The organism is Selenomonas sp. oral taxon 149 str. 67H29BP (genome assembly GCF_000146365.1).
GTDB lineage: Bacteria > Bacillota > Negativicutes > Selenomonadales > Selenomonadaceae > Centipeda > Centipeda felix.
Genome location: NZ_GL397087.1, coordinates 697328 through 718552 on the forward strand (window position 1 = coordinate 697328; position 21225 = coordinate 718552).

At 57.0% G+C, this 21225-nt stretch carries 20 protein-coding genes; 2 read left to right on the top strand and 18 right to left on the bottom strand.

Annotated elements, in window-relative coordinates; translation table 11 throughout:
* The first annotated feature begins 18 nt into the window (after window positions 1-18).
* Complete coding sequence (locus HMPREF9166_RS03350; protein ID WP_039980927.1) at window positions 19-1215, top strand: acetyl-CoA carboxylase biotin carboxylase subunit family protein; 1197 nt, start codon at window positions 19-21, stop codon at window positions 1213-1215.
* Window positions 1216-1335: 120 nt separating this feature from the next.
* Here the strand turns inward: HMPREF9166_RS03350 and HMPREF9166_RS03355 are convergent, their stop codons facing one another.
* The 3 genes from HMPREF9166_RS03355 to HMPREF9166_RS03365 form a co-directional block, all read right to left on the bottom strand.
* Window positions 1336-2169 (bottom strand): polysaccharide deacetylase family protein, encoded by an 834-nt coding sequence (locus tag HMPREF9166_RS03355; protein ID WP_039980929.1) that lies wholly within the window; start codon window positions 2167-2169, stop codon window positions 1336-1338.
* A gap of 170 nt (window positions 2170-2339) precedes the next feature.
* On the bottom strand, window positions 2340-2855 hold the full coding sequence (locus tag HMPREF9166_RS03360; RefSeq protein WP_009442655.1) for a YbjN domain-containing protein: 516 nt from the start codon (window positions 2853-2855) through the stop codon (window positions 2340-2342).
* A gap of 135 nt (window positions 2856-2990) precedes the next feature.
* Window positions 2991-4427 carry a carbon starvation protein A gene (locus HMPREF9166_RS03365; protein WP_009442657.1) on the bottom strand — a complete coding sequence of 479 codons (1437 nt, stop codon included), beginning with the start codon at window positions 4425-4427 and terminating at the stop codon, window positions 2991-2993.
* A gap of 235 nt (window positions 4428-4662) precedes the next feature.
* Between HMPREF9166_RS03365 and HMPREF9166_RS03370 the strand changes: the two genes are divergently transcribed.
* Entirely contained in the window at window positions 4663-5460 is a 798-nt protein-coding gene (locus tag HMPREF9166_RS03370; protein ID WP_009442659.1) for a sulfite exporter TauE/SafE family protein, read from the top strand.
* 65 nt (window positions 5461-5525) lie between these two features.
* On the opposite strand, the gene HMPREF9166_RS03375 is transcribed toward HMPREF9166_RS03370, so the two are convergent.
* From HMPREF9166_RS03375 to tsaE, 15 genes are all read right to left on the bottom strand, one after another.
* A complete protein-coding gene (locus HMPREF9166_RS03375; protein WP_006691272.1) occupies window positions 5526-6830 on the bottom strand; it encodes an ammonia-forming cytochrome c nitrite reductase subunit c552 in 1305 nt (434 codons plus the stop codon).
* Window positions 6823-7305, bottom strand: coding sequence for a NapC/NirT family cytochrome c (locus tag HMPREF9166_RS03380; protein WP_009442660.1), 483 nt, complete (start codon window positions 7303-7305; stop codon window positions 6823-6825). The genes HMPREF9166_RS03375 and HMPREF9166_RS03380 overlap by 8 nt, the downstream gene beginning before the upstream one ends.
* Before the next feature lie 16 nt (window positions 7306-7321).
* Complete coding sequence (gene ccsA / locus HMPREF9166_RS03385; RefSeq protein WP_009442661.1) at window positions 7322-9463, bottom strand: cytochrome c biogenesis protein CcsA; 2142 nt, start codon at window positions 9461-9463, stop codon at window positions 7322-7324.
* Complete coding sequence (locus HMPREF9166_RS03390) at window positions 9460-9834, bottom strand: cytochrome c maturation protein CcmE (protein WP_009442662.1); 375 nt, start codon at window positions 9832-9834, stop codon at window positions 9460-9462. Before HMPREF9166_RS03390 ends, ccsA (HMPREF9166_RS03385) begins: the two co-directional genes overlap by 4 nt.
* A complete protein-coding gene (ccsA, locus tag HMPREF9166_RS03395; protein WP_009442663.1) occupies window positions 9827-10444 on the bottom strand; it encodes a cytochrome c biogenesis protein CcsA in 618 nt (205 codons plus the stop codon). The genes HMPREF9166_RS03390 and ccsA (HMPREF9166_RS03395) overlap by 8 nt, the downstream gene beginning before the upstream one ends.
* A 12-nt stretch (window positions 10445-10456) precedes the next feature.
* On the bottom strand, window positions 10457-11113 hold the full coding sequence (locus HMPREF9166_RS03400) for a heme exporter protein CcmB (RefSeq protein ID WP_039980932.1): 657 nt from the start codon (window positions 11111-11113) through the stop codon (window positions 10457-10459).
* Complete coding sequence (locus HMPREF9166_RS03405; protein WP_039980934.1) at window positions 11070-11711, bottom strand: ATP-binding cassette domain-containing protein; 642 nt, start codon at window positions 11709-11711, stop codon at window positions 11070-11072. The genes HMPREF9166_RS03400 and HMPREF9166_RS03405 overlap by 44 nt, the downstream gene beginning before the upstream one ends.
* 239 nt (window positions 11712-11950) lie before the next feature.
* The gene (locus HMPREF9166_RS03410) at window positions 11951-12946 is read right to left on the bottom strand and encodes an aldo/keto reductase (protein WP_009442666.1); all 996 of its coding nucleotides are present in this window, start codon (window positions 12944-12946) and stop codon (window positions 11951-11953) included.
* A 261-nt stretch (window positions 12947-13207) separates the two neighbouring features.
* Window positions 13208-14359: a mannitol-1-phosphate 5-dehydrogenase gene (locus tag HMPREF9166_RS03415; protein WP_039980936.1), complete on the bottom strand. Its 1152-nt coding sequence runs from the start codon at window positions 14357-14359 to the stop codon at window positions 13208-13210.
* Window positions 14360-14371: 12 nt separating this feature from the next.
* The gene (locus HMPREF9166_RS03420; protein WP_039980938.1) at window positions 14372-16270 is read right to left on the bottom strand and encodes a PTS mannitol transporter subunit IICBA; all 1899 of its coding nucleotides are present in this window, start codon (window positions 16268-16270) and stop codon (window positions 14372-14374) included.
* An 84-nt stretch (window positions 16271-16354) separates the two neighbouring features.
* Complete coding sequence (locus tag HMPREF9166_RS03425) at window positions 16355-18424, bottom strand: transcription antiterminator (protein WP_039980940.1); 2070 nt, start codon at window positions 18422-18424, stop codon at window positions 16355-16357.
* A 145-nt stretch (window positions 18425-18569) separates the two neighbouring features.
* Window positions 18570-19592, bottom strand: coding sequence for a tRNA (adenosine(37)-N6)-threonylcarbamoyltransferase complex transferase subunit TsaD (gene tsaD / locus HMPREF9166_RS03430; protein WP_039980942.1), 1023 nt, complete (start codon window positions 19590-19592; stop codon window positions 18570-18572).
* The gene (gene rimI, locus HMPREF9166_RS03435; RefSeq protein ID WP_039981577.1) at window positions 19555-20046 is read right to left on the bottom strand and encodes a ribosomal protein S18-alanine N-acetyltransferase; all 492 of its coding nucleotides are present in this window, start codon (window positions 20044-20046) and stop codon (window positions 19555-19557) included. Before rimI ends, tsaD begins: the two co-directional genes overlap by 38 nt.
* On the bottom strand, window positions 20043-20765 hold the full coding sequence (tsaB, locus tag HMPREF9166_RS03440; protein ID WP_039980944.1) for a tRNA (adenosine(37)-N6)-threonylcarbamoyltransferase complex dimerization subunit type 1 TsaB: 723 nt from the start codon (window positions 20763-20765) through the stop codon (window positions 20043-20045). Before tsaB ends, rimI begins: the two co-directional genes overlap by 4 nt.
* On the bottom strand, window positions 20746-21222 hold the full coding sequence (gene tsaE, locus HMPREF9166_RS03445) for a tRNA (adenosine(37)-N6)-threonylcarbamoyltransferase complex ATPase subunit type 1 TsaE (RefSeq protein ID WP_006691286.1): 477 nt from the start codon (window positions 21220-21222) through the stop codon (window positions 20746-20748). Before tsaE ends, tsaB begins: the two co-directional genes overlap by 20 nt.
* Between the last annotated feature and the right edge of the window lie 3 nt (window positions 21223-21225).

Here is a 21225-nt window from a genome sequence, read left to right on the forward strand (position 1 = left end):
TTGGACGAGGGCAATGATATGAATTTCATCTTTGTATCTCCGCAGTTCCCACACGTCTACTGGAACTTCTGTGACCGCTTGAAGAAAAAGGGGGTAAACGTTCTCGGCATCGGCGATACACCCTACGACCAGCTCACGCGCGAGATGCGCGAGGCACTGACCGAGTACTACTTTGTCCCCGCACTCGACGACTATGACCAGATGCTGCGCGCCGTCGGCTTCTTCACGTTCAAGTACGGACGCATTGACTGGCTCGAGTCCAACAATGAGCACTGGCTCATGAATGACGCCCGTCTGCGCACGGACTTCAACATCCGCACGGGCTGGCAGAGTGCAGACATGGAGCACATCAAGAGCAAGTCCGCCATGAAGGCATACTACCAAAAAGCGGGCATCCCAACGGCACGCCTCGTTCGTGTGACCACCCTTTCTGCCGCCGAGGAGTTTCTCGATACTGTCGGATACCCCGTCATCGTCAAGCCGGATATCGGTGCAGATGCGACGGGCGCTTACCGCATCGACACGTATGACGAGCTGCGGCATTTCTTCGCGTCAAAGCCCGACGTCCCCTATGTCATCGAGGAATTTGTCGCAGGCGATATCTGCTCCTACGACGCCATCGTCGATGCGGATGCGAACCCGATCTTCGAGTCCATGACCGTCTGGCCGCCGACCGTCATGGACATCGTTCTCTATCAGCTCGACCTCTCCTACTATACGGTACCCTCTGTCCCAGACACGGTAAAGCGGATGGGACGCGCCGCACTGAAGGCGTTCCGCGTACACAGCCGCTTCGTCCACTTTGAGTTCTTCCGCCTGACCGAGGCAAAAGCAGGGCTCGGCGCCGTCGGCGACTACGTCGGGCTCGAAGTCAATATGCGCCCGGCGGGCGGCTACACGACGGATATGACGAATTTCGCACACTCCACCGATGTCTATGAAATCTGGGCAGACATGATTACGGCAAACCGCCGCCTCCTCCCCGACTGCGGCGTACACTGCTGCTGTGCCTACGCGGGACGGCGTGATTTCCACCGCTACGTACACACACACGAGGAAATCCTCAGCCGCTACGCGGACAGCATCGTCATGTGCGAGCGTCTGCCCGAGGTCATGTGGCCACAGATGGGCAATCAGATGTATATGGCAAAACTCCGCGATCAGGAGGAAACGGATGCGTTCATCCGATTCGTGCAGGAACGCGTGAGAAAATGAACTGCTGCACGTCTCCCTATCGCTTCGCAGCGCCCCTTCCCCCTAAGCAGCAAAAGAATCACAAAAATAGCCTATGGTACGAAGTTTATTGTTTCGTGCAATAGGCTATTTATTTCTCATTCAATTTCGCACCCAGCCGTACTGCGTGAGATTTGAGGTATAGTGCAGGCGGTCGACAAAATCCTCGTTTGTCGCACCCGTGCGGAAGATCGGCACGCGCTCAAGGGCGAATACATTGCTGTTGCGGTCCACATTGCTGTACTTGACCGTAAAGCCTGCCTTGTATCCTGCCTCCTTCGCAAGCTCTGCGATATGCAGATCGTGGGCGCCCGTCGGATAGGCGATGAACTCGACGGGATGTCCCAATTCGCTCTCCGCCTGCCGCTTGGACTCCACAAGCTCCGCACGAATACGATCATCTGACAGCTCCGGCAAAGCCGCGTGTGTCACCGTATGCGACTCAATCGTGACGCCGCTCTTTTCCATCTCACGCACCTGATCCCATGTGAGATAGCCCTTGCGCTTGCTCAGGAAACCCGTGACGACAAAGACCGTCGCCTTGAGGTGATACTTTTTCAGAATGGGAAACGCATTGGTATAGTTATCGACGTAGCCATCGTCAAACGTGATGAGCACAGGACGCTCGGGCAGAGACCCCGTGCCTGCCAGATAGTCGTAGAGCTCATCGGGGCTGATCGTGTGATAGCCATGATCGATGAGATACTTCATCTGCCAGTCAAAATCCGATGGCTCAACCGCAAGAGAGAGGAACCGCGAGTTGATCATGTGGTAGTTGAGCACGGTCACCTTCACATCGTCCTCGGGGGGCGGCGGAGGTGAGGGCGCAGGCGTTTCCTTCGGATGTCCAATAATGAGCAGGACGCCGAGAAGAATGGCAAGGACAGCAAGCAGCGACCAGAACTGCCGTCCGCCGATCATCTGTTTTATGTTCACGCCATCCCCCCGTCAGAAAATTATTCTCTTGATCATTGTACTTGGATTTTGACGGGAAATCAACACGGGCACAAAAAAAAAGACTGCCAGACCGGCAGCCTTCATATTGTCGCTCAGAATCACAATACCGCCGAAATGCGAGAAAGGTACCGCGTCAGCATGGCTGAGATTTATTTTTTCGCCCAGACCACTGCCATGAGATCCTCATACACGGTCTCGAGCTGCTGCACAAGAATCGGCAGGAGCGTCTGAATCATGCGGCTGTCGAAGGTCTCATCGACAAACGGGATACAGACATCGAGATAGATATCGCCATCTTCGCGGAGATAATACTTGAACATCTTGTACTCCGCGTTGAGCATATTGAGGTGGCTCTTGATGCTGTCGATGTTCTTCTCGTTGATGCCCGTCGCAACCTGCGTGCGGATGATCGTAAAGATGCTGTCGTCGATGAAGATCGCCATCGGCAAGGTCTGCCCCTTCGCCTCGATGCGCGAGCGGAAGATCGTCGTGTGGAACTCATCGGAAAGTGCCTGCGACTCAAAGAAATTGATGTCATTCTCCTTGAGGAATGCTTGGAACTTTTCCGCCTTTGTCGCACCCTCTGCGGCAGCAGCTTCCTTCTTCTCAATCAGCTTCTCTGCCTGCTTTTCGAGCTTCGGCTCTTTCTCCGTGCTCTTTGCCATGTAAATATGCCTCCCTTATCCGTTATGAGTAAATACTCCTATGACTATTTTACCATAGTTTTTCATCCATTTGCAAGAAAAAACCGCTGCCACGCGGTTTTTCTTCAAAAGCCGTATGCAGCGGTATCGTTCATGTCAGGCCGTTCTTTTGCGCAGAATGAACGCACGCACGAAGAGTGCCGTAAAGAGTATAGCGAAGCCGATGCCCGCCGGATAGGTAATGTTCGTCGGCAGACCAAACCCCTCCGGTGCCTGCAGGAGGTATGTTGTCGTCACCGCCGACATAAAGATCGCAGGCACGAGTGCAATCACGTATGCATATGAGCCCGGTTTATTGAGGTAGAGGTATGCCGTGCCCGTCCAAAGCATAATCATCGCGAGTGTCTGGTTTGCCCACGAGAAGTAACGCCAGATGATGGAGAAGTCCATCTGCGAAAGAATCAAGCCGATGGCGAGCATCGGAACAGCGATCATCAGACGCTTCGACGCTTTCTTCTGTGGAATATCCATCCAGTCGGCAAGCGTCAGACGCGCCGAACGAAAGGCCGTATCGCCCGAGGTGATCGGGCAGGCGATAACACCCAACATCGCGAGAATAGCACCGATGCTGACTCCGCCGACACCGATTGCCCCCATGAAGCCGTTGCAGACCTCGTAGACAACGCCGCCGGGGCCGGCCTCCTTGAGTGCCGCGCCAAGTCCCGGTGTACCATCGTAGAACGTCGCACCTGCCGCCGCCCAGCAGAGCGCGATGATGCCCTCAGCGACCATTGCACCGTAAAACACGGGGCGTCCCATTCGCTCGTCCTTCAGACACCGTGACATAATCGGCGACTGCGTCGCGTGGAATCCCGAAACCGCACCGCAGGCAACGGTGATGAAGAGCAGCGGCCAAATCGGGAGGTGCTTCGGATGCAGGTTCTCCAGCGTCATCTCGGGCATCGTATGTCCGCCGACTCCGAAGAGCATTCCGCCCATGATGCCGAGTGCCATGACGATAAGGCAAATGCCAAAAAGTGGGTAGAACCGAGCGATGATCTTGTCAATCGGGAGCAGGGTTGCCAGCGTATAATAGATGAAGACGACCGCGAGCCAGAAGAGCACCGCCTGCCCCGTCAGCTTGGAAAGCAGCATCGCGGGTCCCGTCATGAATACAACACCGACGAGAACAAGGAGGACAATCGAAAAGATACGCATGATCTGAAGCATGATATGCCCCAGATTCTTACCGACAATCTCCGAAAGGCTCTTGCCGTCCTCACGGAACGAAATCATGCCCGAAAGATAGTCATGCACACCGCCCGCAAAGATCGTACCGAAGACGATCCAGAGGTAGACGCTGGGTCCCCAGAGCGCTCCTGCAAGCGCACCGAAAATTGGACCAAGTCCTGCAATATTGAGGAGCTGGATGAGGAACACCTTCCACGTCGGCAGCGGGATATAGTCCACACCGTCCTCCAAACGAATCGCAGGCGCTACCTCCCCCGTACGCCCGAATGCCCGATCGACGATCGCTCCATAGACGAGGTATCCAACGATAAGCGTTGCGAGCGCGCCAAGAAATGTAACCATTGCTTGTCACTTCTTCCTAAAATAAATACATGATATGCCGGTGTGCACCGGCCCCCCCCCATGTCTGCCCTCCTTCCGTACAATGATAAAGAAGCCCCTTAAAATCAGTCCCAAAGAATTATCGGCTTCTTGGCAATTATCATATCATAACTCTCTTCTCTTGTCTAATCCTTTCGATGTGCTATAATCAAGAATACACTGTGTATGTGTTTCTACTTATAGGGGAGGGGTTTCTATGGGACTTGATATTCTTCTATTCCTTCTGCTGGGGCTCTTCGTGGGCACGTTCGGCACGCTGGTCGGCATCGGCGGCGGACTGATCTGCGTGCCGATCTTCATCTTCTTTCTGTCGGACGGTGGAATCTATCCATACTTTCACACGGCGGCTCAGATCACGGGCACATCGCTCGTCATCGTCTGCGCCAATGCGCTCTCGGGGACATTTGCCTACATCCGTCAAAAACGCGTCTACTTCGCCGCAGCAGTCCCTTTTGCTCTTGCGACACTGCCCGGCGCGTTTCTCGGCTCATACATCGTCGACGACTTCACAGGTCCGATGCTCTACATATCCTATGGCTCGTTCCTCCTGCTCATGGCTCTTATGATGTACTGGAACGCCATGAATAAGAAGCACGCGGATGTGCACACCCTGCCCGCAGACTTCACCTTCAACCGTTCTCTGGGCGTTGGAGCAAGCGCAGGTGTTGGATTTATCTCGAGCATCTTCGGCATCGGCGGCGGCGTGATTCACGTTCCCCTCATGGTCTACCTGCTTGGCTTCCCCGTCCACGTCGCAACAGCGACCTCGCATTTCGTCCTCGCCTGCTCGGCGACTTTCGGCGTCATCAGCCATGTCTGGCTCGGTCATGTCATCTGGACGCCCGCCATCTGCATCTCCATCGGTGCTGCCATCGGTGCACAGATCGGAGCCGCCCTCTCGAAAAAGACAAAATCCAAGGTCATCCTCGTTCTCCTTGCGCTCGCCATGTTCGGACTCGGACTTCGTTTGATCTGGATGAGCGGCATGCTCTGATCGATCCATCAAAAAAGAATCGCCTCGGTGTGAGGCGATTCTTTTTTCCGCTCTGTCTATTTCGATCAGATTGGCTTGATTCCATACTGTGCAGCCTGTGCGGACTCGACTGCCTGATGTGCCAGGTCAATCGAGAGCCCGAGGGTGCGCATGATCTTATCGGGGTTGTGGAAACCCATGCCGTTCTCGGCAGCGACCCAATCCCAATACCACTGTGCTTCGCGGAGCTTCGCACGTGCATCCTCAAGCGATGCGTCGGGCACGCCCGCATCCATCGCAGCCTTGACCGCGAGATGTGCCTTTGCGACCGACTGTCCCGCGATGCGCTGAACCTTAAAGGTATTGTCATGGATGGTCTTGACGCGGGCGACGAGGGTCTCCTCGCTCTCATCATGACACTTCAGACATGCTTCCTTCGTGTACTTCAGCGGACTCGACATCCAGTGCGATGTGTACTTCTTGCCTCCGTCACGCATATAGGGCATGTGGCAGTCCACGCAGGTAACACCGGCGTCGGCATGAACGCTCGTCGCCCACGTCTCGAATTCCGGATGCTGCGCCTTGAGCATCATCGTCTTGGAGTCGGGATGCATCCAGTCACCCTTGAATCCGCCTGCCTGTCCGGTCTGATAGAACTTGTACTCGGACTCGGCATCAAGGCCGTTGTCGTACGGGTGGTTCACACGTCCGTCCTCAGCGGTGAAGTAGTACTCCGTATGGCACTGCGCACAGACATAGGCGCGCATATCATTATGTGATGCGGCATTGACGTCAACACCACGGCGTGCCATTGCCTCGACGAAGCCCTGCTGATAGACGCGCAGCTGCATCGTATCGGGATCGTGGCAGGTGGAGCAGCCAAACCACTCATCGTCGGTGATGGGAGCCGCAACTTCATCAAACGGCTTCGATGCATACGCCCATCCACCTTCTTTGAAGTACACATCATAAACATACGAACCCTTGCACTGTAGACAACTCCCCTTCTGTCCCGGAAGCCTCTTCGTATGCAGGAGATCGTAGCCCGCATACGTATGCCCGCGGTCATCGTCATACTGAAGGGCAAATTTGTAGCCCTTGAAGTTCTCGAGCATCTCGGGCTGGTGCTCCAGATGACTGTTGCCCTCCATGCTGCCGCCGTAGCCCGTGGGCGACGGGGTTTCCTCATTGTTTTTCATGAAGGAATTGTACTGGAGCGGATAGGCATCCTTATACGCCTCTTTGCCGATCTTGGCTTCCGTTCCGCCTTGGATGGCGACCAGCTTTACGCTGTCGTCATTCGGCTGCGCACCGATACGAACGGCAACGAATCCAAAGAACAGGGCACAGACGCCGGCAACACCCGCAATGATTTTCTTTCTGTTACTCAACTCTTATCCCCCCTTCTAAAGGATTGGAACCATGTGGAATCCGGCTGTGACACTTCGTGCAGGTCGCACTTCCGTCCTTGCCCTTATCCACGCATACATTGCCCATTGTCGAGCTGTGACAGCGCAGGCAGTTGCTGTTGACGATATCCCGCCCATGATCCGAGATCTTGATGTGCACGGGGTAGTCGTTCAGCACCTGATGCAGCGTATCGTGCATCCCGGTCTGCCCTTTTTCCATATAGTAAATGGCGACATTCTCATGCGGCAGATGGCACTCCACACAGGCAACGTCCGCATGGGTCGACATGGCATGTGTCGCCGCTTCGTGCTTCATGGCGTGACAGGTTCCGCAGAATTTCGGTGATGCCGACGCCTTGTCCATGACCATACCGCCCGCAACGACGATGATGCCAAGAACAAATGCGCCGATGACGCAGCGGAGTGTGTTCTGCTGCACGAACTCCTTCAAATTCATGTGTCCTTCCTCCCTTCTATGATTTCTTACCGAGCGGATCTTCCGCGTCACCCCCTTTGGCCGGACTTACCGTCTGCCGTGCCGCGACGAGACCGCCGATTGTCACGAGCACACAGGCGAGCCACAGGAGCGATATACCGGGCTTCGTACTGATGGAAGCCGTCACCGGCATCGCCATCTCCTCCGCCAAGGAGGGCAGAATCTCCAGACGTATATCACGCTCATCCGCAGATACGCCTGTAAGGCGTATGCGGAATTTGCCATCCATCACATCGACCGGGCGGGATGTCCCTCCCGTATCGGTGGCAAGTATCGTTGGTTCGGCCGTATCCACCGCTTCCCCGTCCGTCAGCGCGATCTTTGCTGTGACGAGAGTCTTTCCGCCGCCCTGCGGTTCAAAGGATACGCCCTCATAGCGGTAGGCATAGTCGTTGATGCCCATAACCGTCCTGCCGCGCCGCAGGATCATCTCATCATGCTCCGCCGTCGTCGGCGTCGGAGCGATGTAGAGATCCCCCGCAAGACTTCTGGCAATCGCGGGCTCACGTGCCGCATCCTCGCCGCTCCCGCGCAGTTTCGTGACTGCTTCAGCAGGCGTTCCGTCCACCTCGTAGCGATAGGACTTTTCCTTGCCGCTGTCGGCAAAGTCCTGTCCGCGATAGACCACTGTGTGTCCGTAGACCTCCTGCGGAACATCCGGCGTCAGATCGACGGATGTCGTCTGACTGCCGCTGCCCGAAAGGATAAAGGCAAGGAGTGCTATGCCTGTGCCGACGTGGGCAAGCAGTCCGCCGACACCGATCTGATGCCGACGATAGGTCTCAGCAGCCGCAGCTGCAGCAAAGAGCGCGAAGGACGCGAGAAGGATGGAGGGGATATCCGTGACGCCGACCGCCCCCGCTGCAACGCCGCCTAGCACGGTAAGTGCGAAGATCCAGTAGGGACGCTTCCCCATCGTTCCGCTCCACGACATGAGCGTGCCGAGCCCCATCAAGAGGGCAAGCACGATGGCAATTGGCAGGGTCGTCCGCACGTAGTAGCTCGTATCCACCGCCGCACTCTCGCCCATGAGCCCCGAGATCAGCGGCATCGACATACCGAAGAACACGAGAACCGTGATGAATACGAGGAGCAGCATGCCGAGCAGGATGAGGAAGCTGCGGCTGCGGTGTTCGCTGTAGATTGCTCCCTGCGGAAGACGATCCATCTGACGCACAAGGACGATGAGTCCAAAGAGCAGGATGATGCCATTCGCAAGGGCGATGTAAAAGCCGATGTCCGACCCCGCAAAGGAGTGTACGGAGAAGTCTCCGAGAATACCGCTGCGCGTCAGGAACGTCCCATAGAGGACGAACGCGTAGGAGAATACCGCAGCGAGATGGACGAGATAGAACGCGCCGCGCCGCGTACGTGCGACGGCAATCAGATGGAGCAGGATACAGGAGAGCAGCCACGGTACGAGCGAGGAGTTCTCCACGGGATCCCAGCCCCAGTAACCGCCCCAGCCGAGCACCTTGTATGCCCAGTAGCCGCCGATAAAGATGCCTGCGCCGAGAAACGACCACGCGATGAGCGTCCAGCGGCGCATCGGTGCGAGAAAGTTCCCGTCTGCGGGGCTGCGCATCATACTCTCAAGCGAGTAAACAAAGGGAACGGCGAGGAGTGCATACCCGATAAAGATGATCGGCGGATGCACTGCCATCCACGGGTCCTGCAGCAGCGGGTTCATCCCGTACCCGTCGGGCATAATATGCTCGGCGGGAGCAAAGGGACTCTTGATGAATACGAGAATGACGAGCATCGCCGTCAGGAGATGATAGATGATCCGCCCCGTCCCTGTCAGACGGTTGGTGCAGACCATGTACGTACCAACAAGTGCGTGAATGAGGAGCCAGAGGAGGAACGAGCCCTGCTGCCCTGCCCAGAATGCCGAGATCTTGTAGACCAGCGGCAGATCGATGGAGGAGTAGCTTGCCACATACGAGTAGCTGAAATCATTGGACAGGATGATGGCAAAGAGAACGGCGGATGCACCGATGGCAGTAAGTCCTGCGAGGATGGCAGAGATGCGGCTGCCGCGATCACTGTCCTTGGCATCAAAGAACACTGCACTGAGTGCAAAGAGAAGAACAAAACCCAACAGTACCGTACCGATCATACACGAGCCTTTCCTTTTTCTTCCTCATATTTGGACGGGCATTTGATGAGCAGCTTATCCGCGGCAAAGGCATCGCCCGTATATTTCCCAATGGCGACAACGTGATATGCGTCGTCGAACGTATCCGGCTTTGCTCCTTTGTACCGTACGAGCATTGTCTCTCCTGTATCCTCATCGGCGATGGAAAAGACAAAATGTCCATCTTCCATGCGCGGGGCAACCGTGCCGTCGGGGACGCCCTTGACTTGCACATTGCGCTGTGCGGCGCGCGCATCTGCTACACTGACGTACGGCGTGACCGAGTCGGCAAAGAAGTAGCCGGCATAGCCGATAAATCCCAGAATCAGAATGAGGAAAAAATATTTACGCATTGGGTTTCCCCCGTTTCATCAGCCAAATGTAGATCAGTGTCACATCAATCAATGCGAGCACGAGTGTCCCGAACATCACTGCATCCATGTCGATGCGTCCTGTCTCATTGAGAATGGGTGATGGATGGAGAGAGAAGAACATTCGCGGCAGGATAAAGACCAGAAAAGGAACAGCGATAAAGGAGAAGAGCGCATACACGGCAGAGGAGGAGGCGCGGGCGCGTTCGTCCCGCATCGTCATGCGCAGTGTCACGTATGCGGCGTAGATCAGCAGGAGGACGAAGATCGTCGTCTGCCGGGGATCCCAGTTCCAGTAGGAGCCCCATGTCAGCTTAGAGAAGACAGCCCCGCTCACCGTCGCCATGAGGGTGAAGATCAGACCGAGGATGGCAGAGCGGGCGCTCTTTGCGTCATAGTGCAGCTCCCTCGTCTTCAGATAACGTGCGCCCCAGTAGGCAGCACCGAAGAATGCGACGACGGCGACCCATGCCGTTGGAATGTGAAAGAATGCGATGCGCACATAGTTCCCCAGCCCTTCCGCGGGCGGAACGATGAAGAACACGGCACCGAGCGATGCGAGTGTCAGCACGGCAATCACTCCGACAAGCATTAAGACTCCTATCTAACTCTCGATCCAGAGAGAATCAAACAGTATCGATGCTCCCACTGCGAGCATCATATCGTAGAGGGCCATACCGCCAAGGAGCGCCGGCTCTCCTCCACCCGCCGAGAGAGAGATCGCAGGCAGGAGAATCGGCAGCATCGACGGAAGCAGGAGCACGGGAACGAGCCCGCCGCGTACGCTCGCTCCTGCGGCGACCGCCGCGAGGAGCGTATCGGCCGCTGCCATACCACAAAGTCCCAGAAGCAGTGTCCCGAGAAAAACGGCATTGAGGACGAGCGGTGCATCCATCAAAATGATCACAAGGGGCAAGGTAATGACAGCGAGCACGATGAGTGTGACGAGATGTGCTGCCATCTTGCCGAAGAGCACGGCCTGTGCCGGAACGTAGATCCGAAGAAAAAGCAGTGTTCCCGCGGCCTCCTCCTCGGCAAAAAGCCGTTCTCCCTGCAGCGTCGCTGCAAAGAACAGGACAATCCAGAACAGCGCTGCGGCAAGGCGGACATCCATCGTCCCCCACGCGAGCGACATACTCATGAACGCAATAACCGTGAGTGCGAACATCCCCATCGTGACATAACCCGCACGGTGGCGTACGCCGTCACGCAGTTCTTTAGCAGCAACGTGCAGAACTATCGGTAAGATCGATGCACGCATCTGCCGCCTTCCTTTCCTCCGGTTCGTTTGTCGCCCACAGAATGAGCCGCCCACGCTCTGCCGCACGCCGCGTCTCCGCGGTGAGCAGCTCCCGTCCATGCACATCGAGGGCAAGCCCCGGCTCATCGAGGAGCCAGACGGGGGCGTCTGCTCCGAGGAGAACGGCAAGACGTACACGCTGACGCATGCCCGTCGAGAGTTCCCCCGCCATGCGCGGCAGCACCTCGGACGGCAGTCCCACACGCTCCAAGAGTTCCTCCAGCAATCCATCCGCCATGCAGATCCCGCGTGCAGAGAGAAAGAAGGTCAGATTCTCACGGACGGAAAGGCGGGTATACAGCTCCATCTCGGGTGTCGCCATCGCGAGAATGCGGCGATAGTCCGCTCCGCAGATCGACTTGCCGTCCAGTGCCGTCTCAACCTTCCCTTTCGTTGGAAGGATCAGACGGCCTGCGAGACGGAGCAGCGTCGATTTGCCGCTCCCGTTCCCCCCCGCAACGGAGGTAATGACGCCGCCATGAAAGGAACATGTCAGCTGCCGCAGGATTTCATGGGATCCGAAGCTGTGACTGACTTGATTAAAGGAGATTTCAACCATATTCATTCCTTCCATAACTTTGATTTATTTTAACACGTATCTGAATAGAATATGAAATACTTTTTTGTATAAAATATTTTTATGTGTGTAGACTATTTCAAAAATGAATTCAGTTCATATCGCGTGATTATTGAAGAAAAAGAAATATCTGAACGTTTCTCGTCACGTTCCGAATACTTCTTCTCATTTTCAACGATATATAATATTTATCACACATGTGTGATCTTCTTTATGCTTCCTTATTTTTTCATACGCACTTCTCCAAAGACGGCAGACATTGGCATTCGATCAAGCTCCGCATCAATGGCAGCAACATCCCCTGCCGAAAGCTGGATATCGGCGGCTCCTGCATTCTCCGTCAGCCGCGCACGCTTGCGCGTTCCTGGGATCGGCACAATGTATGGCTTTTTGCAGAGCATCCACGCGAGCGCAATCTGTCCGCTCGTCGCCCCCTTTTCCTCCGCGAGCGTACGCAGGAGAGCGAGAAGCTCTGCATTCTCCGCCATCGCCGCTGCGCTGAACTGGGGCATACGCGCACGCATATCCCCCTCTGCAAAGACCGACGTCCTGTCATACGCACCGGTCAGCACGCCGTTGGCAAAGGGCGAAAACGCGACAAAGCCGATTCCCAGTTCCTCGAGAACGGGGAAAATCCGCTCATGCGTGCGCGCCATCATGGAGTAACGATTCTGCACGGCAGTCAGTGGACAAACGGCGTGCGCACGGCGAATATCCTCCTCCGAGGCCTCCGAGATCCCCCAGTGAAGAATTTTTCCTTCCTTTATCAGCTCTGCCATCACACCCGCGACCTCCTCAGCAGGAATCTTTGGATCGACGCGATGCTGATAGAAGAGGTCGATGTGATCTGTCCCAAGCCGCTGCAGAGAGGCATCCACTGATGCGCGGATCACCGCAGGCCGTGCGTCGGGGACGATGGGGCTTTTGCCCTCTTTCAGCAGGCTCATATCGAAATGGATCCCGAACTTCGTCGCGAGGACGACCTTATCCCGATATGGCGCAAGAGCTGCGCCGACCAACCGCTCGTTGTCATGTGGATCATCGGGCGTACCGTATACCTCCGCCGTGTCAAAGAACGTGATGCCCATATCCACGGCAGCGGCGATCAGCTCACGCATCTCCTTCTTGTCGGCGGGCGCACCATAGCTCTGGCTCATCCCCATACAGCCAAGCCCAACGGATGAGACCGTGAGATTCCCTAATTTACGGTAATTCATGTAAATCCTCCCTATCACAAAAGAAGTACTTCTTTCATTATAACACAGGAATCAGGATATAAAAAAGGATGACGATACGTCGATTGTACCGTCATCCCTATGAGAAAGGGGGTGTTGCATATCCCCCCATCCTAATATGCCGTTATCCTAAGCCTTCCCCGTTATCACGGGGAAGGGGGACCGCGCAAGCGGTGGAAGGGGCACAAAGGAGGGGCTGTTGCACGAAGTTTGCAACTTCATGCAACAGCCCCTCCTTGGAATTTACTTTTTCAGCGCTGCATTCTTCTCTGTAACGAACTTGAACAGCTCCGAGCCTGCCGGAATCTCCGTGAAGTGCGTGAGCGCCTTCTCGAAGCCGTGCTCCTTGAGATACGTCTGCACCTCGACCGCCTCAGGATCCTCCGCGTAGTCAAAATGGAGGGCAGCGGCAATGACCGTCGCAAGCGCCTCGGGTTTTTTCCCGCGTGCGACAAGCTGATTGGCGGGCGAGACGAGGCGATCCTTCGCGCCGAGCTTACGCTTCGGCCCGCGTGCGACGCGCGTCACAGCATCGGAGAGATGCGGATTCTTGAACCGCGACTCTGCCGTACGGATGTATTCTGCATGCGTTTCACGGTCAAAGCCGTATTTCTCGATCAGGAGTTCACTCGTCTCCGCCCAGACGCGGCGGACAAACGCGACAATCTCCTCGTCCTGCATCGCCGAGGCGATATCCTCGATGCCTTTCAAATATGCCATGTAGGCAATGGAAGCATGTCCCGTATTGACGGAGAACAGCTTGCGCTCAATGTAGGCTTCGAGGTTATCGACCCACGTCAGCCCCTCGATCTGCGGCTCTGCACCGACGACACCCGTGCGGTCAACATCCCACTCGCAGAACGGCTCAACCTTGACGAGCAGCGGATCCTCGTTGTGCTGAATCGGCACGATGCGGTCAACCGCCGCGTCAGGGAATCCGATGCAGCGCGCAGCTTTCTCCTTGATATCGTCAGCGAGATGCTCATAGACAAAGTTCTTCAGCACCGTCGAGCCGCCGACCATATTCTCACACGCGATAATGTTCAGCGGTGCATCCGTCTTTTCAAGTCGCCGCACAATCCCCTTGGCAATGTTCGGCGCAATGAATTTCAGGATATTCGGCCCGATCGCCGTGGTGACAATGTCCGCCGTGACGAACGCATCGAGCAGTGCCTCAAGATCTTTGTTGCTGTTGATCGCCTTGACATGCTCGACGTGGATTTTTTTCGGCGTATCGCCGACCACCTCGATATCGTAGGAACGGCGTGCATTGATCTCATCCACCAGCGCCTCCGCCACATCGACAAAGGTGACCTCATAGCCCGAGCGCACGAGCAGTTCCCCGATAAAGCCGCGGCCAATGTTGCCGCCGCCGAAATGGATTGCCTGTTTCATGGTCATGTCCTTTCAATCCGCTTTCGTAAAGACGTGATAGAGTTCATCGGCGCTCTCCGTCTTGAAGAGCTGCTCGAGCTGCTCATCCGTGTAGTCGCCAACCATCGTTGCGATATTGGCGAGGATCGCAAGATGATCGTTGCCGACGCCCGCGATTCCGATCACAAGATATGCCGTCTCATCGCCGAACTTCACACCGTCGGGATACTGACAGACGACAATGCCCGTCTTCTTGATCGTATCCTTGACTGCGTTTTCTCCGTGCGGGATGGCAATGCCCTTGCCAATGTAGGTGGAAAGATCATGCTCGCGGTTGAGCATGCCCTGTACATAGCCCTCATCGACGTAGCCGCTCGCAACGAGTATCTTGCCTGCCGCCGTAATCGCTTCCTCACGGCTGACCGACGGGAGTCCGATCTTCACGTTTTCCTGACGCAGAACATCTGCGCTCACCGTCTCTGCTGTCTCTTCCCGTGCGTCGGAGGCCGGTGCAGAGGTCTCCACTGCCGCCTCTTTCAGGCGAGCCGTAACGATCTCATAGACGTTGTTCTGCGTAAAGTCGCGCACCCAGATATGCTCTGCCTGCGGCGAATCCGCAAGGGCACGCTCTGCGAGTTTTTCATGCGAGATGACCAGCTGTGCTTCCTGCGGGATTGCACCGATGGCGCAGTTCGTCACAGAGATATCCTTATAGCCGTCCTTCTTGAGTTTCTTGCGCAGTGCTGCCGCACCGAGTGCTGACGAGCCCATGCCCGCATCGCAGGCGTAGACGATGACCTTCAGATCCTTGCCCGCAACCTTCTTCTCTGCGGGCAGCTCCTTGCCGCGATTCTTGCGCTCTGCCATGTCCTCACGCGCCGACTCCAGCGATTCATCTTCGACGTCCTTCGACATCTTGATAAAGACAGAAGCAACCGCGCAGGATACCGCCGTCGCTACGGCAAATGCCGAAAGATTTGCAACAAGTGCCGAGGTGTTCGGGGTCATCGCGATAATCGCGAAGATCGAGCCCGGAGAGGACGGAGCAATCAGACCGCCGCCGAGGAGGCCAAGCGTAAAGACGCCGGACATGCCGCCCGCAATCGCAGCGATGATGAGGATCGGCTTCATAAGGATGTACGGGAAGTAAATCTCGTGAATACCGCCGAGTACGTGGATAATCATGGCTCCCGGCGAGGACGACTTAGCCATGCCCTTGCCGAACATCCAGTAGGCAAGCAGAATACCAAAGCCGGGCCCGGGGTTCGCCTCGAGCAGGAAGAACATGGACTTGCCGTATTCCTGTGCCTGCTGAATACCGAGCGGGCTGAGCACGCCATGATTCAGTGCATTGTTGAGGAAGAGCACCTTTGCGGGCTCAATGATGATGGATGCCAGCGGCAGAAGTCCTGCCGCGACAATCGCCTCCACGCCGCTGCGCAGGATGTTGTTTGCGCCGCTGACCACTGGGCCGACTACAGCAAAGGCGATCATTGCGAGGATGCCGCCGAAGATGCCGAGCGAGAAGTTGTTGACGAGCATCTCGAATCCGCCCGGGATGCTGTCACGTACGGCATTGTCAAACTTCTTGATCAGATAGCCGCCCAGAGGTCCCATAATCATGGCGCCGAGGAACATCGGAATCTCCGAGCCCGCGATGATGCCCGATGTGGCAATCGCTGCCATGACGCCGCCGCGGTGTCCGTAGACTGCTGCACCGCCGCTGTAGCCGATCAGCAGCGGGATGAGCCACTTGCTCATCGGTGCGCCGACCTGTGCCAGATACTCGTTCGGCATCCAGCCCGTCGGAATAAAGAGTGCCGTTAGAAAGCCCCATGCGATAAATGCGCCAATGTTCGGCATCACCATGCCGGACAGGAAGCGTCCAAACTTCTGCATGGCCTCCTGTGCCCCTCCGCCTTGCTGACTCATAAAAATCCCCCTTTGTAAAAGCAGAACGATATGGAGCATTTCAGCCCCGTTATTTGTTGAATCACTGAATTTATCAGTGATTCTTTACAAGAGTTGTTCGAGATGTTCCCGAAAATGCTCTTCCAAAACGTATTCGAGCTCGCGGCGTATCCCTGCCGCATCCCCGCGCGCGAGGATATCGGCAAACGTCGGGCGGTCTGCAATCTGTGCTGCAACATGCCCAAGTATCTGCCGTTCCATCTCCGTCTCTCCCGCCGGCACGAGCATGACCAATGCGGTCTGTACGGCACCCCCTCCGTAAGGGAGCGGATGCTCAAGATGCATAACGCCGAAGCGCGCTCTCTCCTGCCGTGCAAAATACCCATGGAGAAGAATCATCTGCGGCGCAGCCCACGTCGGAGCGATGCGCTCCCGCCGCAGGAGTTCGTCGGCAAAATCTTTCGCCGCCGCATCCTCTGCGAGGAGAAGATGCGCCGCCGCATTGGCAAGCTGCTCAATGGACGCCGCCGATACATTTTCCTGCAGGTGAAAGTCTGTGAGCAGATCGCAGATCAATCCGCTGCGGCGATGAATCTCTGCCATCACTGCAGGGAACGGCAGCGGCGCGGGATCCGCCGGCACCTCCGCATGATGTACGCTGCAGCCGGCAAGGACGGCATCGATCTGTGCCCGATCTGCTGCCGTCAAAAATACACTGACAACAACGACCGGAACAGGAAGCGGCGAAAGCGGCACCGTGGAGACCACGAAGTCCGCTGAACGCCGCAGGATCTCCTGCGCAGTAAGGGCAAGCGAGGAGACGACGCCGACCACACGAATCCGCTCGTAAGATCGGCGCAGACGGCTCGCAAGCAGGCGGCTCGTCCCAAGCCCTGTCGGACAGGCGACCAGAACACGTGCGGCGGGGTGATCCCCGCCCGCCTCCGTCAGTGCCGCACCGATGTGAATTGCAATATAGGCAACCTCATCATCGGGTACCGGCATCCCTGCCTCCTCCTCCATCATGGGAATCGCATGCCGTGCGATCTCCATGAGCTCCGGATGTTCTTCCTCCATCTGCGCGAGCAGAGGATTGCGGATATCCATGTGGAGTTTCAGACGATGCAGTGCCGGAGCAAGGTGATTCACGAGCCCCGTGAGCAGCGCACGGCTGCGCATGAGCGGCGCGCCGCTCTTTTCAGAGGCGCGCCGCATGATCGACTGCGCGATCTGCACCAACCGGAAATTATCCACGCGCCCGCCCCCCGAGGGGAGGGTCATGCCGCGCGCACCGAGCAGATGCATGGTGATATAGCCGATCTCCGCTGCGGGGATGGAAATGGAGAATACCTCCCCCATCCGCACCGCAATCGTCTCTGCCACTGAAAATTCTTCGGTATCCTGCAGCTCCTCCAGCGTCCCCGCATCCATCGCAATCGTATCGCCCTGCTGCAGCCGCCGCACGGCGAGCGCGAGGTGGACAACAAGTCCGACGCGTGCACTGTCTGGGATATGCCGATTCTGCGTCTCCGCTGCAACAGCGTCATCAATGCGGCGGATCTGTGCGGGATCAACGAGGCCGAGCAGGGCTCGATCTGCCGCATATGCCGTTCCCTCATCAGCCGCATCGTCTCCGATGAGGGCAAGGAGTTCCTTTTCATCCACATAGTCATGGATGATGCGAACCAGTGCGCGGCGGATATCCCGCTCCGCCCCTTCGACGTAGACGCCGAGTCCGGGACGGCGCACGAGCGTGATCTGCTGTGCGGCGAGCCACGGCTGCAGGCGATCGAGATCGTGACTGACGGTACTGTCAGTCACATGCAGAAGATGCGCCAGAGCAAATAACTTGAGCGGCTCGTCCGCCATGAGTAGACGCGCGATCAGGATGGAATGCCGTTGATCGGGCGTCAGTGTGCTGTGCACATCCGCCAAAGAGAGCTCCGTGCGCAGATGTCCAAGCGCTGCGGCATCCCCACAGAGCATGAATCCCGCCCCCGTGCGCCGAAGGAGCATCACGCCATAGGACTTCAGTGCCGTCTCGATCCCGTGCATCTCGCGCGTCACAGTGCGCGCGCTGACACCGAGCTCTGCGGCGATATGTTCGGCAGTCACATAGCCGTATGCGGCAAGAAGCAGAGACAGTATCGTCCGCATACGTGCCGTCAGTTCCATGTGACCGCCCCCTCTCGCCCCCTGACAGGCCTCATTATAACGAATGGGATTCATCATTGCAATGAAAAGACCTTGCCCTTTGTCATGAAGGGCTATGGACAAATAAAAAGAGCCGATGCACCATGGCACATCAGCTCTCACAAATTCAAGTAAAATCCAGTCCCGGCACAGCATTCAGATAGAGATCGCTGTACTTGCCTGCCGCCGCCTGATAGGCACCGCGGCAGGCAATCATGGCGGCGTTATCCGTGCAGAGGCGCAGCGAAGGATAGAGATAGCGGATGCCCTCCTGCTCTGCCCTCATACGGAGCTGCTGCTCGAGGGCGGCATTTGCCGCAACGCCGCCGGCAAGGACGAGGGTATCCCGCCCCGCCGCATGAATCGCCTCGAATGCCTTGTGAACGAGCACCTCAGTGACGGCGGCCTGAAACGATGCCGCAATATCTGCCGCGCGGAGTTCCCGTCCCTTCATGCGCTGACCGTTGATGTAGTTCAACACGGCGGATTTCAGACCGCTGAAGCTGAACTCATAGTTGCCCTCCTGCGCGAGCGCACGCGGAAAGTCAATCGCCTGCGGATCCCCCGCACGTGCGAGTCGATCGATCTCAGGGCCGCCCGGATAGGGAAGGCCGAGCACGCGCGCGACCTTATCAAACGCCTCGCCTGCCGCATCATCACGCGTACTGCCCATCAGACGGAACGTCTCATAGTTCGCCACATCGACGAGTGCCGTATGCCCGCCCGAGACGACAAGCGCGATAAAGGGCGGCGTGAGATCGGGGGTCTCGATGAAATTCGCAAAGATATGCCCCTCAAGATGATTCACACCGATGAGCGGCACGTCGAGCGAAAACGCCAACGCCTTTGCCGCCGACACACCAACAAGCAGCGCCCCCACGAGTCCAGGGCCATACGTGACAGCGATCTGATCCATCGCCGCAAGCTCCGCTTTCGCCTCGTCGAGTGCCTGCTGGACGACGGGCAGAATGCTCAGGATATGGTTGCGCGAAGCAATCTCAGGAACGACGCCGCCGTATTTCTGATGAATCGGTATCTGCGTTGAAATCACGCAGGACAGGAGTTCGCGTGTCCCACGAAGTACGGCTGCCGACGTCTCATCGCAGCTTGTCTCAATCCCGAGCGTCAGTCTCTCTTGCACATCTTTCATCAGACAGTGTATCCCTTAATTTCGTATTCCACATGAGAATGGCATCTTCGTTGTTGTCCTGATAGTACCCCTTGCGGATACCGATCTCCACGAATCCCAGCCGCTCATAAAGGCGGCGGGCGGGCAGATTCGACGGGCGCACCTCGAGGGTCATACGCTCGACGCCGCGCTCCGCTGCCGCGCGCATCAACGCGCACATGAGCAGACGCCCATAGCCCCTGCCTCGCTGCATCGCTGTCAGCGCGATATTCGTGACCTGTGCTTCCTCAAAGGAGATCCAGCAGCCGGCAAAGCCGATCACTGCCGTGCCCTCAAGCGCAACGATATAGCAGGCAAAGTCATTCGACGCCTCGCGCCAAAAATCCTCGCGTGACCACGGTGTCGGAAAGCTCTCTCGCTCAATGCACGCCACGGCGTCCGCATCCTCCGGAGCAAGCGGACGAAAGGAGATCATGATGCCGCCGCTCCGCCATGCCGCTGCTCCCACAGCACCTCTGCCTCACTGCGTCGCAGATAGAGCGGTACCGCTGTCACGGGGTCGTCCGTCTCCCCCCGCTGCAGCCGCGCAAGACCCGCCAGTCCTACACACGCCGCACGCGGCATGCGCAGATGCAGGGGAGCAATCCCGACATTGGCAGGAAGCGCAGGGAAATCGTTCCGCCGCGTGGCATCGCCAAGCAAAACGGCGGGCAGCTCCGTTCCCGCGAGTGCGTCGAGCACCTCGGTCAGCGGCAGGATGGAGAGTGAATGCTCCTCAGAAAGGCGCACGCCTTCCCCCTCGGGACACCACCTGAATTCCTGCACGTAGACATTTCCTTTCTGTGCATCCATCATCGGGAGAATGCGCAGCCCTACAGAACCCATATAGTGACAGGCGAGCGCCTCCAGTGTCGGCACGCAGATCATGGGGATGTTCAGTGCGTACGCCATCATCTTTGCCGCCGCAAGACCAATGCGCAGCCCCGTGAAGGACCCCGGCCCGATACTGACGGCAATCCCATCGAGTTCCGTTTTCTTGGCACGCGCCATCTGCAGAGCCATCTTGATATGCGGCATGAGTGTCTCGGAGTGCGTCAATGCGCCCTGCATACTCACCTCGGCGGCGACACGCTCCTCAGAGAGCACCGCCACGCTCGATACCTGCGAGGACGTATCAAGGCTCACGATCAACAATGCGTTTCAACTCCTCCAAGAGTGCCTCGCTCTTTTCCCCAGCGGCAATAAAGGTAAACTTCCGCTTCTCAGCATCGAGTGCATCAATCCGTACCGAGAGATGATCTGCGGGGATGGCATTGGGAAACTTCTCTGCCCACTCGATCAGCACAATTCCCTCCGTCGCCTCTGCATATTCAAAGAAGCCGATATCCTCCAACTCCTCCTCGGAAGCGATACGATAGAGATCAAAGTGCACGATCGGGCACGCCGCCTCATAGATGTTCATAAGGTTGAAGGTAGGGCTGGTCACATCGCTCTCCACGCCGAGGGTGCGGGCGAGAGCCCGCACAAAGAGGGTCTTGCCTACGCCGAGTTCTCCATCGAGGCAGATGACCGTCCCCTCACGGATGATTTTGCCGATTGTCCCCGCTAAATGCGCTGTCTCTTCCGGTGAATGCGTAACACACGTGAGCATAGT